Genomic DNA, 16,802 nt, shown 5'->3' on the forward strand with positions numbered 1-16,802 from the left:
ATAATGATTCAACCATTAGCATATATTCATCCCCAGGCGAAAATTGCAGAGAATGTGGTGATTGAGCCGTTTGTAACCATACATAAAAATGTGGAGATTGGCGAAGGTACTTGGATAGGCTCTAACGTAGTGATTATGGATGGAGCACGCATCGGTAAAAATTGCCGTATCTTCCCAGGTGCAGTAATAAGCGGTATTCCGCAAGATCTCAAATTTGCAGGTGAAGATACCACCGCTGAAATTGGCGATAACACCACGGTACGCGAGTGCGTTACCATTAATAGAGGAACTAAAGACCGTTGGAAAACAGTTGTGGGGAATAACTGCCTTATTCAGGCATATAGTCATATTGCCCACGATTGCTTTGTAGGAAATAACTGTATATTTTCCAATAGCAGTACACTCGCAGGACATATCACTGTCGGTGATTATGTCGTGTTAGCGGGTATGGTTGCGGTTCATCAATTTTGCCATATAGGCTCGCATGCCTTTGTCGCAGGTGGATCTCTGGTGCGTAAAGATGTGCCGCCATTTGTAAAAGCAGCGAGAGAACCCCTTTCTTATGTGGGGATCAACTCCGTAGGATTGAGAAGACGTGGCTTTACCTCTGAACAGATTAATGAAATTCAAGATATCTATCGAACGATGTTTGTAAAAAATAACAACTTGACTAAAGCCTTAGATATTATCGAGACCGAATGTCAGCCAACAGAAATAAGAGACGAGATCTTAGATTTTGTTCGTAATTCTAATAGAGGAGTCATGAAGGGGTTTGGGCAGGGAAAAGTGGGGGTTTAGCCTTTACATGCGATAAGAGATAGACGTAAAAATTTTAATGATTGGAAATCATACTTGAAAATATCGGTAGACGTTTCAACCAAGATTGGATTTTTCAAGGAATTAACTACCGTTTTGTCCAAGGAGAAAGTTATGCCATCTTAGGGCCGAACGGATCGGGCAAGTCAACTTTACTGCAAGTTATACTGTCTAGTTTGAGCCCGTCAAAAGGTAAGATAAGTTATATCAACGGGGAAGACGAAATTGATGTTGAACAGCTTTTTCCTCATATGGCATTGGCTACGCCGTACCTGGAACTCATTGAAGAGTTCACCTTACGTGAGACGATAGATTTTCATTTTGCTTTTAAAAAATTGTGGAAGGGAATGACCACAGATAAACTCGTTGAGTTGCTGGGGTTACATCAAGCCTTAGATCGGGAGATACGTTACTTTTCTTCGGGAATGAAACAACGAACAAAATTAGCGCTGGCATGTTGCGCCGATACTCCCCTGCTGTTCTTGGATGAGCCAACAGCGAATTTAGACGAGAAAGGGGTAGCATGGTACCAAGAGCTGATTCGCGTATATGGCTTAAGCAGGCTGCTTGTTGTCTGTTCTAATCAACCACATGAGTATGCATTTTGCAAGTATCGTCTTCTTGTAGAAGATTATAAGTAATACAATAATTGTAGCGAAGGATTTTTTGAGGTTTAGAATTTAAGCTGTACCTTTGCACCACCAAAAAAGAATCGTTTTCACAAAAAATAAATACTATGTCAAAAGCTTCTGAAGTAAAATCGGGCAATATTTTGCGGTTTAATGGGGAACTGGTTTCTGTGGAAGAATATATTCATCGTACGCCAGGTAATTTACGGGCATTTTACCAAGCTAAAATGCGTAATGTTAAAACAGGTAAACTAGTTGAATATCGCTTTAGAACAGATGAAGAAGTGGAGATTGCACGGGTAGAGACAAATGATTATCAGTATTTATATGACGAAGGGGACTTTTTTGTTGTGATGGACAATGTTACCTTTGAGCAGTACAATATTCCGAAAGGTCTTTTCGGTGAATCGGCTCAGTTCCTGAAAGAAGGAATGAATGTACTGGTTGCCTTTGAAAGCGAAGATCCTATCATGGCACAGGTGCCAACTACCGTTGAGTTGGAGATTACCTATACAGAGCCTGCAGTAAAGGGTGATACTTCTACGAATGCATTAAAAAACGCTACTGTTGAAACTGGTGTGGAAATTCGTGTCCCCTTATTTATCAATCAGGGAGATAAAGTAAAAGTAGATACGCGCTCTGGCAGTTATATTGAGCGGGTTAAATAATATTGATTAAATTTTTTAGGTTTAGGTTGATTAGACGGTCTTGGAGAGTTCATCTCTGAGGCCGTTTTTGTGTACCTGTTTTTGTAACGTTAGATAGGTAACTATTTCCCATAGAAAAGTGTTATCTCATTAACTAAATATTAGCGCATGTTTACTAAAGATGAATGTCGGAAAAAATTCAAAGAAGCGCGTAGACTATTGACTCTAGAGCGTTATACGAAGCTGAACGAGCGTATCTTATTTCAGTTTATGAAGCTTCCTTTAGAAGGGGTTTCTTATATACATACATTTTTGCCCATTGAAAAGTACCGTGAACCCAATACGTTGTTGATTATAGAATATCTTCGCAAGGCATGGCCATCTATTGGTATCGTTGTACCTCGGGCAGATTTGTATGCAAATAGTATGACACATTATGTTTTAGGTGCCGAGCAAGAGCTGATCAGTAACAAGTGGGGTATATTAGAACCCGCAATCGGCGATAGTGTAGATATTAACTTGATCGATATGGTATTGCTACCTTTGTTAGCTTTTGATAAACAAGGTAATAGAGTTGGTTATGGAAAAGGTTATTATGATCGGTTTCTTCAGGGAATAGAAAAAAAAGTGCAAAAAGTCGGAATATCGCTATTTGATCCTGTTGAACAGATTATGGATAGTGAGGCACATGATGTACCTTTGGATAAGTGTTTAACACCTGATAAATTATGGTTGTTCTGAGAAAAGGGTCAGTTTATTCAAAAATATCGTTTAAGACACCAGCTAATCGTATCCCTCCCTTTAATAATTGTTGATTAACTGTTGCTAGGTGATCAAAATTATAGCGATAACTCAATTTTGCATTTTTAGGTGTGTCTTGATAAAGTTGACTAGCAATTTCATATGATTCAAATAGCCATTGCTCCATAGGGGTTTTCTGCCATGAGAGGCGTTGTTGCTTGTTTGAATAGTTAATCGCTTGGGTATATTCTGTATAACTTAGTTGTTGATGATCGATCAATTGTTCGTCCCAGACCCGATGGAGATTAGAAGGGTTATTAAACCAAAGCACGTTTATTTTGTTTCCGCCAAGATCTTCAGGACGACCAACATGCATGGGCTGATGAATGTCTCCAACGATATGTATGATCAGTCGCAGATACATGCGTTGGGTGTTTTGATCCAGTTCACCGTCATCCTTTAGCTTGTTGATGAGCATGTGGAGTTTATTATAAGCGTTAGCGGCAGTATCTTCAGCGAGCTGCTGCTTCAATTTTTCGATGGTTAAACCACTTTTAAAGTTGACATAATGCCAGGTATTGAGGTAATTGTATTGCGGATCTGATTTGATAAAATCTGCCCAGTTGGCAGCCATCGCCATAGATTCATCTCCTAAAAGCTGTTGTATTTTTTTCTTTGCTTTTTTGCTGAGATGCTGGTGGGCAATTTCTGCAACTACCCTGTGACCGGTGAGCCCCCAAGCAGATGCCCCTGAATAGAAAAATAGACAAACGATCATGACGACGTATCGAATGGCGAAGTGTGCTTCGAAACGGGGACTAGAATAAGTGGTTATTTGCATGCTTTGCTTGTTGTTTTTTCAAAGGTAGGAGAAATTTAGTGTTTGGCAGGATGAAATAATTTCTTTTGGTCTGGAGGCTTTGTGCTTAACGCTTAATAGCTATCTTTGCAAGATAGAACTTAAAATATTGTAAAAATGAGTGTTGAGAGAGGTCCCATATCACAATTCATAGAGAAAAATTATTTACATTTTAATGCTGCTTCACTGATGGATGCCGCAAAAGGTTACGAGGCACACTTAGATGCCGGAGGCAAGATGATGGTTACTTTGGCCGGAGCGATGAGTACTGCGGAGCTGGGAATCTCACTGGCAGAAATGATTCGTCAAGACAAAATAGCGGTTATAAGCTGTACTGGAGCAAACCTTGAAGAAGATATTATGAATCTAGTGGCACATTCTCATTATAAAAGGGTTCCTAATTACCGCGATTTGAGTCCAAAAGATGAGTGGGACTTGTTGGAAAACCACTACAACCGTGTAACCGATACCTGTATACCGGAGGAGGAGGCCTTCAGGCGTTTACAACAGCATATCCATAAGATCTGGAAAGATGCAGATACGGCGGGCAAACGTTATTTTCCACATGAGTATATGTATGAAATGCTTAAGAGCGGGGTGCTGGAACAATATTATGAGATTGATCCGAAAAATTCATGGATGCTGGCAGCTGCAGAAAAGAACCTACCTATTGTAGTGCCTGGCTGGGAGGATAGTACGATGGGGAATATATTTGCGTCTTATGTAATTAAGGGAGAGCTAAAAGCTTCGACTGTAAAGAGCGGGATTGAATACATGGGGTATCTGGCCGACTGGTACGTGGAAAATAGCGACGGAAAAGGAGTCGGCTTTTTTCAGATAGGTGGTGGAATTGCTGGCGATTTTCCTATTTGTGTAGTGCCGATGTTATATCAGGATATGGAGATGGAAAATATTCCATTCTGGAGTTATTTTTGTCAAATATCGGATTCCACGACCTCTTATGGCTCTTATTCAGGGGCTGTTCCGAACGAAAAGATCACATGGGGTAAGTTGGACATTGATACACCGAAGTATATTATTGAATCGGACGCAACGATTGTGGCTCCTTTAGTATTTGCTTGGATACTAAAGCAATAATTTGTTACATACCTTTTTTAAGGGAAGAGCCATGAGATCGATTTCTTATGGCTTTTTGTGTTTAGTGAGAGGGAAGGCGCAAAAAAGCAGACATAACAGGAAAAGAGGTGGAGGTATAGTATGGCGTTGGCAATAAAATCTAGAAGATAATAATATAAAAAATATATCCAAATGTAGACGCTTATAATTGCTTGCTAGGTTGACGGATATTTTTAGAATACTTTTCTCAAAAAAGGCCTATATGAAGAAATAAAGGGAATTTATATCAATTTAGAATCATTATAAATTGATAATTAAAGTCACGAAATTGTCACTGATATCTTAATTAGTTATACTTTTGTGCTCAGGTTTTGAAGGCGTATGCCCGGTACGTCTTTGAACTGATTAAGTTACATTCAAATAAAATAGTATAAAGCTCTCAATATGAGAAACATCTCGTTACTTTTTAGAAGTGTTGTAAAGTCCTTGATCTTAGTATCAGTACTAAGTATAGCAGCAGTGTCTGCTCGTGCGCAGGACGTTAAGGAAGGGGCGTCATTATTTAAGCAGAAGTGTGTTTCATGTCATGCGCCCAACATGACATCGGCCTCTGTTGGTCCGGCTTTGAAAGACGTTACGAAGCGCCATGATGAAGAGTGGCTGCTAAAGTGGATCAGGAACTCTCAAGCCTTGGTGCAGTCAGGAGATGAGCAGGCCGTTGCTTTGTTTGAAGGACATAATAATGTCGTTATGACGGCTTTTCCTGAATTAACTGATGATAATATCAAAAACATTCTTGCTTACATCGATGAAGCTTCGGAAGCGCCAGCGGGTGGTGGTGATGACGGAACCGGCGACGGTGCAGCTGCGGCTAGTGATGATGTTACAAACTTCATGCTGTATGGCCTTATAGCGGTAATAGTTATTGCTTTTGTAGTGATAGTAGTGCTTAATCGCGTAATCCGTACTTTGGAGAGAATCATTCTGAACAAGAATGTTATCATTGAAGAGGAGGAAGAGACGGAAGGAGAAGGGAAAAATTACTTAGAGGCAATTAAAAAGCTTGCAAAAAATAAGAAACTCGTATTCTTCTTTGTGTTAGGATTAGTTGTTTTTCTAGGGTCCGTAGGTTGGAAAACGATGTGGAACGTGGGAGTTCACGAAGGCTATCAACCTGTACAGCCTATTAAGTTTTCGCACCAATTGCATGCCGGGGTTAACCAGATTGAATGCCAGTATTGCCATTCAGGCGCATTTAAATCTAAAAATGCTTCGATACCTTCTGCCAATGTATGTATGAACTGCCATAAGTTCGTAACAGCGAGCGACAAATACAATGGAGAAACTTCTCCTGAAATTCAGAAGATTTATAATGCGCTGGATTGGGATCCCGCAACACAGGAGTACGGCCAAAACCAAAGGCCTATCCAGTGGGTTAGAATTCACAATTTACCAGATTTTGCTTATTTCAATCACTCGCAACACGTAACGGTGGCTGGAATTGAATGTCAACAGTGCCACGGGCCTATCGAAACCATGGAAGAAGTTTATCAATACTCGCCTTTAACCATGAAATGGTGTGTTAACTGTCACCGTGAGACAGAGGTTAATCATAAAGACAATGCCTATTATGATCAGCTAATTGCCGCTCATGAGCAACTGAAAGAAGGGGATAAAATCACGGCGGCATCGCTTGGTGGTTTGGAATGTGGTAAATGTCATTATTAATAAAAGTTTAAGAATACGCATCTTAATATATAGCTTAAATGGATAGCAACAAGAAATATTGGAAAGGCTTAGAAGAACTGAAGCAAACACCAGCTTTTGTGAAAAATAGCAAAAGTGAGTTTGCAGAACCCCTTCCTATAGAGAACGTATTAAATGAAGCCGGTTTAAGTACTAAAACCCCTCGTCGTGATTTTTTGAAAGCACTTGGTTTTGGATTAGGAGCTGTTTCATTAGCTGCCTGTCAAAGTACACCGGTACATAAATCAATACCCTATCTAATCAAACCGGAAGAAATTACACCGGGTATTCCCAATTATTATGCTTCTAGCTATAATGGGCAAAGTATTTTAGTTAAAACGCGAGAAGGTAGGCCTATTTTAATTGAAGCGAATCCCGCCGCAAAAGGTTTGAATTGCGGCACAGATGCTGCAACACAAGCTTCCGTGTTGGACCTGTACGACATGTCAAAGCTAAAAGGACCTCAAGCAGGGGGAAAAAAGATAGATTGGGAGGAGCTAGACCAACAGGTGATAGCGGCTTTAAATGCGGCAAATGCGGCTGGAAAGCAAATTCGAATTGTAGCTTCGACGGTAAATAGTCCATCTACTATAGCGGCGATAGCCACTTTGTCGGCTAAATATCCAACTACCAAACTGGTTGAGGTAGATGCTGTTTCTTACGCGGGAATTATAAAAGCGAATGAAGCAAATTTTGGAAAAGCTGTTATTCCTCATTATCGCTTTGATAAAGCCGATGTTATTGTGAGTGTTGGTGCTGATTTTATTGGCACATGGTTAGCTGGTGAAGAGTATACACAGCAATTTATAGCTAATCGCGATTACAAATCACTGGAAAAAGGAAAAATGTCAAGGCTGATTCAATTTGAAACAGGCTTGAGCTTAACAGGGTCAAATGCGGATGCGAGAGTTCCTGTTAAACCATCTGAAGAAGGAGCGGTTTTAATTGCTTTATACAATGCAATCACAGGCAACACATTGCCTGGAGGATTGGCAAGTAATCCGAAAGCTGAAAAAGTAGCTGCCTTGGCGGCAAAAGAATTGGTCAATGCAAAAGGCCGCGCAGTTGTAGTAGCCGGTAGTAATGACGTTTCGATGCAAATCTTGACTAATGCAATTAATGCTGCTTTAGATAGTTACGGTAATACCATAGATTTAGACAACGCTTCTTATCAATACAAAGGCAATGACACTGATTTTGCTGCATTTTTGAGAGAAGCGAATGCTGGTGAGGTGGATGTAGCATTCTTCTTAAATACTAATCCAGTATATGATTATCCAGAATCAAAAGCACTGGAAGACGCGCTTGGTAATATAAAATTAAAGGTCTCTTTCGCCGATCGTGAAGATGAAACAGCGTCCTTAGCAAATATAATTGCTCCAAATCATAATTATTTGGAGTCTTGGGGCGACGGAAATGCCTTAACAGGATATTATACCATTGTACAACCAACTATTAATCCGGTATTTAATACCAGACAAGCAGAGCAAAGTTTATTGGTATGGTCTGGTGAAGATATTAGTTACCATGATTTCGTAAAAAATTATTGGGAAAGTAATATCCTGGCCGATACAGGACGCACTTGGAATGAAGTGTTGCAAACTGGTTTTCAATATGCTGGAGAGCAACCGGCCACTGCTTATACTTTCAATGGTTCAGCTGCTGATGCAGCAAGTGAAATTGTGAATAATAGCAAAGCGCTAGCGAAAGATGTGGAGGTTCACTTATATCAAAGTATAGCTTTACGTGACGGTAAGCAAGGAAACAATGCTTATCTCCACGAGCTTCCCGATCCAATTTCGAAGGTAACTTGGGACAATTATGTTGCGATTTCTCCTGCTTTTGCGAAAAGTCTTGGAATAAGCGAGCATGATGTAGTTAAGGTGACAGGAGAAAATGGATATGCCGTTGAATTACCGGTGTTATTACAACCGGGACAAGCGAATGGAACAGTGTCAATAGCGATTGGCTATGGGCGTACCAAAGCAGGTAAGGCTGGTGACAACGTGGGGAAAAATGTTTATCCTTTTGCCAGGTTTGTTAATAATACGTTACAGTTTACCACAACGGCAAAAGTTGAAAAAACTTCAGGTACTTATGAATTAGCCCAAACGCAAACTCATCATACCATTGAGGGAAGAAATGTGGTTCGTGAGACTACATTTAAAGATTATCTAAAAGATCCAGCACATGGGAGTGGTAATCACGGTGAAAAGCATAAGACCTATGATTTATGGAATAAATATGAGTCACCGGGGCATAAATGGGTACTAGCGATAGACCTGAATGCTTGTACTGGATGTGGATCATGCATCGTTGCTTGTAATATTGAGAATAACATACCAGTGGTTGGACGGGATGAAGTTCGTCGTCGTCGTGAGATGCACTGGATGCGTGTAGATCGTTATTATAGCTTTGAACATGATGGCGAGCAAGTAACCAAGGAGAAAGAACTCGGCAAATTGAGCGATGAGAATGTTGATTTAGATAACGTAACTGTTGTTCATCAACCCATGATGTGTCAACACTGTGATCATGCTCCCTGTGAAACGGTGTGTCCAGTACTAGCTACCGTACACTCTTCAGAAGGGCTAAATCATATGGCTTATAACAGGTGTTTCGGTACCCGTTACTGTGCAAATAACTGTCCATACAAAGTACGTCGTTTTAATTGGTTTAACTATTGGAATGACTCTAGATTTGACAACTATTTGAACAATGAATTTACTCAATTGGTGCTGAACCCAGACGTTACCTCACGTTCACGTGGAGTTATGGAAAAATGTTCAATGTGTATACAGCGTATACAGGCAGGCAAATTGAAAGCAAAAATGGAAAAAAGGCCATTAAAAGATGGGGATATCACCATGGCCTGTGGCTCTGCATGTTCGGCAAATGCCATTATCTTCGGCGATTTGAACGATCCAAATTCAGAAGTATCAAAAGCTTTGAAGAGCGAGCGTGTATACTACGTTTTGGAAGAAATAAATGTTCAGCCTAATGTTGGTTATATGACCAAAGTTAGAAATACTTTTGAAGCTTAATCAGTTTAATAGAATTGAAAATATAAGAATATGTCATCGCATAACGAATCAATACTTAGGGAACCTTTAATTACCGGAGAGAATATTACGTATTCTAAGGTAACTGAAGATATTCTCGTGCCTGTAGAAAATAAGCCAAATAAAGCTTGGTGGATTGGTTTTACCATGGCTGCTTTGGGAGCATTACTATGGGTGTTCAGCGTAAGTTATACCTTTTGGACCGGTATTGGTGCTTGGGGATTGAACAAAACAGTAGGTTGGGCCTGGGATATTACCGACTTTGTATGGTGGGTGGGTATTGGTCACGCTGGGACGCTTATTTCTGCGGTATTATTGCTTTTCCGTCAGAATTGGCGTAATTCCATTAACCGCTCGGCGGAGGCTATGACAATTTTTGCGGTTATTTGTGCTGCTACTTACGTTGTGGCCCACATGGGTAGACCTTGGTTGGCTTATTGGATTTTTCCCTTACCTAATCAATTTGGGTCACTATGGGTTAACTTCAATTCACCTTTAGTATGGGACGCATTTGCCATCTCAACTTATTTTACGGTTTCCTTGGTGTTTTGGTATACAGGATTGTTACCCGATATAGCTACAGTACGTGACCGTGCTAGCGGCTTAAGGAGACGTATTTATTCCATATTGTCTTTTGGGTGGACAGGAAACGTTAAAACTTGGCAGCGATTTGAGATTGTGTCCTTAATTTTGGCGGGTATTTCCACGCCTTTGGTACTTTCCGTACACACCATTGTATCCATGGACTTTGCAACTTCTGTAATCCCTGGATGGCATACAACGATTTTCCCTCCATATTTCGTGGCTGGGGCGATCTTCTCCGGCTTTGCTATGGTACAAACGCTTTTGTTGATTACCCGTAAAGTATTGAATTTTGAGAATTATATCACGATGTTCCATATCGAGTCCATGAATGTTATTATCATGGTAACTGGTTCCATCGTAGGAGTGGCTTACCTTACGGAGTTATTTATTGCGTGGTATTCAGGTTCTGAGTATGAAATGTATGCTTTTGCAAATAGGGTTGCAGGACCTTATTGGTGGGCATATTGGTCTATGATGACATGTAACGTGATTTCTCCGCAATTGTTTTGGTTTAAGAAAATACGTACGAGCATTCCAATTTCCTGGGCATTGTCAATCGTAGTGAACATCGGTATGTGGTTTGAGCGTTTCGTAATTATCGTAACCTCACTGCACCGTGATTATATTCCTTCAAGTTGGGCAATGTTCTATCCTACTTGGACTGACGTAGGCATTTTCATTGGTTCGATCGGCTTGTTCTTCACGTTGTTCTTGTTATTCCTTCGATTTTTACCAGCAATCGCAATGGCTGAGGTTAAGTTATTGGTGCATTCGGCGAGTCATCAACAAAAACGTAAGCTGATTAAAGAGGGACATTTGAAAGCTGATCAAGTTGAATACTACAAGGAGTCGCTTACGAAATACGATAGTGTGAGCGAAGAGGAGATTAACGAATTAGCAAAATAATACGATGAGCGATACAAAATATATTTTAGGACATTTTGAACATCCAGATGATTTGATGGATGGAATAGATAAGTTACAGAAAAGTAACGTTTCTATATACGACGTATATACACCGATGCCTATACACGGTATCGAGGCGAAATTAGGTGTTCCGCCATCGCGTTTACCTATTGTTGCATTCCTTTGTGGTATTACCGGAACCATTTCCGGATTCAGTTTATTGTATTATACACTGCACAAAGACTGGCCGATGAACATTGGAGGAAAACCAACTCTCCCATTTCCAGATTATGTGCCGGTAACCTTCGAACTTACTATTTTATTCTGTGCGTTAGGAATGGTTGCAGCATTTTATTTTAGAAGTCACCTTTTTCCGGGAAGAGCGCCCAGAGTAATGGATCTTCGTGCTACAAATGATCGTTTTATCATAGCTATTGACGCTAAAGACAATCGTGATCATGAGAAAATTGACAGCTTATTAAAAGACGCAGGTGCAGTTGAAGTACTGTATAATGAAAGGAAATATGTTAGCTATGAATAAGACTAAACTGTTTGGAACCGCATGTTTTGCAGTAGCTTTCGCGGCATTGGTATCTGCATGTGGTGATAAGACGACGCGGAGTACGGGATGGGAATTTTCTAGAAATATGTATGATCCAATAGGATATAATCCCGACCAACCGAATACAAATTTTGAAAATGGCCAAACAGCACAAACACCTCCTGAAGGAACAACACCGGTGGGTTTTGAGCGCTTCGAATACGCAAATTCCATAGAAGGTTATGAAGCAGCTGGTAACGAGTTGACGAATCCTCTACAACGTACCGAGCAAAATCTAAAGGATGGAGCGGTATTGTATCATTCTTTTTGTTCACCTTGTCACGGACCGGACGGTCATGGCGATGGGACGATCGTCAATATGGAGAAATTTCCACCGCCACCCTCTTATGCTGATGGTACCTCATCTCGTGGAGGACAAATGAAAGATCTTAACGATGGAAAAATATATCACACCATTACATATGGTTTAAATTTGATGGGGTCGCATGCGTCACAGCTATCACCTGATGAGCGTTGGAAAGTCGTGATGTATGTTCATGAATTGCAAAAAAAATAATAGTATAAATATTAAAAGATCAAATGGGAACTCATAGTCACACTACATATAATTTTGACGAGCGCTTTGAATTTGCCGGAAAAGCAAAAACTTGGAGCTTAGCAGCTATTATAATAGGTATTATTGCTATTATTGCAGGTTTTTTTGTGGAAGGTAGTCATCGCATGTTCGCCAATTTACTACTGATGGGTTATTATTTTACCTGCGTTTGTGCTGCTGGCGCATGTTTTTTGGCTATACAGTTTGTTGCGCAAGCAGGGTGGTCCGCAGGATTGATCCGCATTCCACAGGCCTTCGCCAGTGTTTTGCCTATTGCGGCAATTATATTAATTGTTATTACAGCTGCAGGCCTATTAACACATAACTTATATCACCATTGGCACGCAGATGGTATCACTGATCCGAACAGTCCGCATTACGATGCATTGGTCGCAGGAAAATCAGCATTCTTAAATGTTCCTGGATTTTTTACTAGACAGATCATCTTCTTGGGAACTTACAGCATTTTCGCGGTAGCTTTGGCAAAACTTTCTTATAAAGAAGATTTGGAAGGTAGTTTAAACTCCTATAAAAAGAGCTTTAAATATTCGGCTATTTTTTTAGTGATCTTCGGTTTTACCACGCCTATTTGGTCTTTCGATACCGTAATGTCTCTAGAAGCCCATTGGTTTTCTACTATGTTTGGATGGTATAATTTTGCAGCAATGTGGGTAAGTGGTTTATGTGCTATTACGCTGACTATCATTTTGTTGAAAAAATCGGGCCATTTAGCCTGGGTAAATGAAAATCATTTACACGACTTGGGTAAATTTATTTTCGGGTTCTCTATATTTTGGACGTATGTATGGTTTGCACAATTCATGTTGATATGGTATGCAAACATTCCAGAAGAGACGGTGTATTTTTACAAACGTTGGGAACCTGAATATAAACCTTGGTTTTGGTTGTCAGTTATTATTAACTTTGTAGCCCCAGTGTTGATCTTGATGGATCGCGATGCGAAGAGAAAAGAAAATATTATGTTGTTCGTGTGTATCCTTCTTTTGTTGGGGCATTGGTTGGATTATTATATTATGATCATGCCTGGAACTGTTGAAGATCACCGAGGTTTAGGTTTGAGCGAAGTCGGTGCTGTATTAGGATTTGTCGGTTTATTTACCTTTTTGATGTTGAATAAGTTAAGCAAACACGCGCTGGCACCGAAGAATCACCCCTTTTTGGAAGAAAGCTTGCATCATCAGATATAGGCTGCTTAAAATTGAAATAAGACAGTGAATTAAATTACGAATAACCGTTAACATTGAAATGAGATATAAAAAGTACATCAATTTTAAAGCAATCTTTGGTTTGGTAATCACTACCTTGGTGTTGCTGCAGAATCCTGCTTTCGCACAGGCAGAAGATAGTACCACTATCGGTGAGGATACACAGGAAGTTGTCTCGAGCTCTGAACTTCAGGCAGAGGCAGATTCGCTGGGTGCCGGAGCCGCGGATACAACGGGTGGTGCGGTGGCGGCACAGACACCTGCTGGCACAAGTGCAGCCGCTAATGCAGTAGCAACAGCGGAAGAGGCTAAAACAACTATCGATCCACAGGTATATAAAAACTTCTTTTACTATGTGCTGCTTTTCTTTTTAGTATGTATAGTTGTAGGTATCATAGGAAAGATAATTCAAGTGTATGAGCTTACCCGTGAAATGCAAGGTAAAGGTAAACGTTTAAATTGGAATAAATTTAATGGTGCACTATTCCTGATTAGTTTATTTTTGGGCTTGTACGGAGCTTATTGGTCTTATGTACATCATGGAAGTATTGCTTGGCGTGATGCTGCCTCAGAACACGGCGCTACGATTGATAGCATGTTTATTACCACAACTGTGATAACGACTATTGTATTTGTACTTACCCATATACTTCTTTTTGGATTTTCTTATGTTTATAAGAGCACTAAAAAGCGCAAAGCTTATTTCTACCCGCATAATAATCTGATTGAGAAAGTTTGGACAATTGTTCCGGCAATAGTGTTAACGGTCTTGGTGCTTTTTGGATTTTTTACTTGGAGAGGTATTACCAATGTGCCTGAAGATGTTGCGGCAGATGCCTTACAGGTAGAGGTTACTGGTGAACAATTTGCATGGACTATTCGCTATGCGGGAAGAGACAATAAGATAGGTAAAAGAAGTATTAAGTTGACTACACCAACCAATGGTTTGGGAATAGATTTTAACGACAAAAATGCCTGGGACGACATTTTGGGAGCGGAAATCGTATTACCTGTTGGGCAACCCGTGCGCTTCACGATTAATTCGAAGGATATTTTGCATAGTTTTTATATGCCTGATTTCAGGGTACAGATGAACGCCGTGCCAGGGATGGCAACCCACTTTCAAATGACCCCTCGCTTCACTACACAGGAGATGCGCGAGAAGTTGGACAATCCGGAATTTGATTTCGTTATGTTGTGTGCGAAAATCTGTGGGTCTGGTCATTATAACATGCAAAAGACAGTGAAGATAGTAAGCGAGGCTGAATATAAGGAATGGTTGGCCACCCAAACTTATTTCTTTAATGAAGATGCAAAAAAGGAGTTCAGAGAACGTCAGCAGGCTGACGTTACTAATGAATCATCAAAGGAAGAGGGTGAGAATAAACAATTGGCGTTAAATTAATTAATTAGTATATATAAGAGCTTATGTCAAGTACAGCAATTCCATATGCAGGCGATCATGGTCATGATGCTCATGAACATCATCATGAAACATTTCTGACAAAGTATATTTTTAGTCAGGACCACAAAATGATTGCCAAGCAATTTCTGATAACCGGTATTATTATGGCTTTTTTTGCCATGTTTTTATCTATCTTGTTCCGGATTCAGTTAGCTTGGCCAGAAAAGGATTTCCCCATCTTAGAGGTTTTTTTAGGGAAGTGGGCCGAGGGTGGTCGTATTCGCCCGGATTTCTTTCTTTCCCTGGTTACCATACACGGTACCATCATGGTATTTTTTGTCTTAACAGCAGGCTTGAGTGGTACCTTCAGTAATTTACTTATTCCATTGCAGTTAGGCGCACGTGATATGGCTTCGCCTTTCATGAATATGCTTTCTTACTGGTTTTTCTTCGCAGCTTGTGTGGTAATGGTTGCCTCTTTCTTTGTGGAAAGTGGTCCGGCAAGTGCGGGATGGACAATTTATCCGCCATTATCTGCTTTGCCGCAAGCGATTCCGGGATCCGGAATGGGAATGAATTTATGGCTGGCCAGTATGGTGCTGTTCATCGCGTCGCAGGTATTGGGCGCGACGAACTATATCAGCACCATTTTAAACATGCGTACCAAGGGAATGACGCTTTGGAGAATGCCTTTGACCATTTGGGCGGTATTCTTAACTGCTATAGTAGGTTTGTTGTCTTTCCCGGTCCTGGTATCTGCTGTGGTGTTATTAATTTTCGACAGAAGTATGGGTACAAGTTTTTACTTGTCGGATATCATCATTGGCGGTAAAATTTTACCAAATGAAGGTGGAAGTCCAATCTTATTCCAACATTTGTTTTGGTTCTTAGGACACCCCGAGGTATATATAGTATTGATGCCAGCTTTAGGACTTACTTCCGAAGTAATTGCTACTAATGCCCGTAAACCTATATTTGGATACCACGCCATGGTTTATTCGTTGATAGGTATTACCGTGCTTTCCTTTATCGTATGGGGGCACCACATGTTCGTAACTGGCATGAACCCATTCTTAGGAGGAGTCTTTATGATTACAACGTTGATTATTGCCGTACCTTCGGCAGTAAAGACCTTCAATTACCTGGCTACGTTATGGAGGGGTAATATCAAGTTCACACCGGCGATGCTTTTTGCTATAGGTCTAGTATCATTTTTTATATCTGGTGGTTTGACCGGAATTTTCTTGGGAAACTCAGCTTTGGACATTAACTTACATGATACGTATTTTGTAGTTGCCCATTTCCACTTAGTAATGGGATCTGCTTCAATATGTGGAATGTTATGTGGTGTCTATCATTGGTATCCAAAGATGTTTGGAAGAATGATGAACGATAAGTTGGGTTATCTTCATTTTTGGTTCACTTTTGTAGGAGCTTATTTGGTCTTTTTCCCGATGCACTTCATGGGAATTGACGGTGTTCCACGTCGTTATTATTCGTTCACCAATTTCCCTTTCATGCAGGAGTGGTTGACCGTAAATGTTTTTGTTACTTGGGCCGCTATTCTTGCCGGTTTTGGTCAGATAGCATTCTTGTTCAATTTCTTCTATTCCATTTGGTTTGGGAAGAAAGCAACGCAAAACCCTTGGGATTCAAATACGTTGGAATGGACGGCACCAGTAGAACATTTGCATGGAAATTGGCCAGGAGAGATACCTACCGTATACCGTTGGCCTTATGATTATAGCAAGCCGGGGCATGATGAAGATTTTATTCCGCAAACGGTTCCATTCTCAGAGACGATGACCTCGAATTTACCGCATGATTTTGAAGGCGATTCAAATGCAGAACGTATCCAGCGGGAGTGGGAGAAGGAACACGGGATTGAGCGTGAGCTGAATCACTAGTAGAGTTTTTTTTGAGAGTATAGGGGTATCTACCTAGAC

The 16,802-nt window shown here is 40.4% G+C and carries 14 protein-coding genes; 13 read left to right on the forward strand and 1 reads right to left on the reverse strand.

Annotated features, from left to right (window positions below; genetic code table 11):
• Positions 1-3 precede the first annotated feature (3 nt).
• The 4 genes from lpxA (at position 4) to H8S90_RS07125 (ending at position 2,833) form a co-directional block, all read left to right on the forward strand.
• Positions 4-798, forward strand: a complete 795-nt coding sequence (gene lpxA, locus H8S90_RS07110; protein WP_187341871.1) for an acyl-ACP--UDP-N-acetylglucosamine O-acyltransferase — start codon at positions 4-6, stop codon at positions 796-798.
• Between the two features lie 41 nt (positions 799-839).
• Positions 840-1,457, forward strand: coding sequence for an ABC transporter ATP-binding protein (locus H8S90_RS07115; protein WP_187341872.1), 618 nt, complete (start codon positions 840-842; stop codon positions 1,455-1,457).
• Between the two features lie 95 nt (positions 1,458-1,552).
• Entirely contained in the window at positions 1,553-2,113 is a 561-nt protein-coding gene (efp, locus tag H8S90_RS07120) for an elongation factor P (RefSeq protein WP_187341873.1), read from the forward strand.
• Positions 2,114-2,260: 147 nt separating this feature from the next.
• Entirely contained in the window at positions 2,261-2,833 is a 573-nt protein-coding gene (locus H8S90_RS07125) for a 5-formyltetrahydrofolate cyclo-ligase (RefSeq protein WP_187341874.1), read from the forward strand.
• Positions 2,834-2,846: 13 nt separating this feature from the next.
• Here H8S90_RS07125 and H8S90_RS07130 read toward each other — a convergent pair whose 3' ends face one another.
• A complete protein-coding gene (locus H8S90_RS07130; protein ID WP_187341875.1) occupies positions 2,847-3,674 on the reverse strand; it encodes a S1/P1 nuclease in 828 nt (275 codons plus the stop codon).
• 135 nt (positions 3,675-3,809) lie between these two features.
• Between H8S90_RS07130 and H8S90_RS07135 the strand changes: the two genes are divergently transcribed.
• From H8S90_RS07135 to H8S90_RS07175, 9 genes are all read left to right on the forward strand, one after another.
• Positions 3,810-4,790, forward strand: coding sequence for a deoxyhypusine synthase family protein (locus tag H8S90_RS07135; RefSeq protein WP_187341876.1), 981 nt, complete (start codon positions 3,810-3,812; stop codon positions 4,788-4,790).
• Positions 4,791-5,213: 423 nt separating this feature from the next.
• Entirely contained in the window at positions 5,214-6,497 is a 1,284-nt protein-coding gene (locus tag H8S90_RS07140; protein ID WP_187341877.1) for a cytochrome c3 family protein, read from the forward strand.
• Between the two features lie 38 nt (positions 6,498-6,535).
• A complete protein-coding gene (locus tag H8S90_RS07145; protein WP_187341878.1) occupies positions 6,536-9,559 on the forward strand; it encodes a TAT-variant-translocated molybdopterin oxidoreductase in 3,024 nt (1,007 codons plus the stop codon).
• A gap of 30 nt (positions 9,560-9,589) precedes the next feature.
• Positions 9,590-11,068, forward strand: coding sequence for an NrfD/PsrC family molybdoenzyme membrane anchor subunit (nrfD, locus tag H8S90_RS07150; protein ID WP_187341879.1), 1,479 nt, complete (start codon positions 9,590-9,592; stop codon positions 11,066-11,068).
• 4 nt (positions 11,069-11,072) lie between these two features.
• The gene (locus tag H8S90_RS07155) at positions 11,073-11,609 is read left to right on the forward strand and encodes a DUF3341 domain-containing protein (RefSeq protein WP_187341880.1); all 537 of its coding nucleotides are present in this window, start codon (positions 11,073-11,075) and stop codon (positions 11,607-11,609) included.
• A complete protein-coding gene (locus tag H8S90_RS07160; RefSeq protein WP_187341881.1) occupies positions 11,581-12,186 on the forward strand; it encodes a cytochrome c in 606 nt (201 codons plus the stop codon). The genes H8S90_RS07155 and H8S90_RS07160 overlap by 29 nt, the downstream gene beginning before the upstream one ends.
• A 23-nt stretch (positions 12,187-12,209) precedes the next feature.
• Positions 12,210-13,433, forward strand: coding sequence for a quinol:cytochrome C oxidoreductase (locus H8S90_RS07165; RefSeq protein ID WP_187341882.1), 1,224 nt, complete (start codon positions 12,210-12,212; stop codon positions 13,431-13,433).
• Positions 13,434-13,491: 58 nt separating this feature from the next.
• Positions 13,492-14,856, forward strand: coding sequence for a cytochrome c oxidase subunit II (locus H8S90_RS07170; protein ID WP_187341883.1), 1,365 nt, complete (start codon positions 13,492-13,494; stop codon positions 14,854-14,856).
• A 23-nt stretch (positions 14,857-14,879) separates the two neighbouring features.
• On the forward strand, positions 14,880-16,763 hold the full coding sequence (locus tag H8S90_RS07175) for a cbb3-type cytochrome c oxidase subunit I (RefSeq protein WP_187341884.1): 1,884 nt from the start codon (positions 14,880-14,882) through the stop codon (positions 16,761-16,763).
• The last annotated feature ends 39 nt before the right edge of the window (positions 16,764-16,802 follow it).

The organism is Olivibacter sp. SDN3 (genome assembly GCF_014334135.1).
Classification (GTDB): domain Bacteria; phylum Bacteroidota; class Bacteroidia; order Sphingobacteriales; family Sphingobacteriaceae; genus Olivibacter.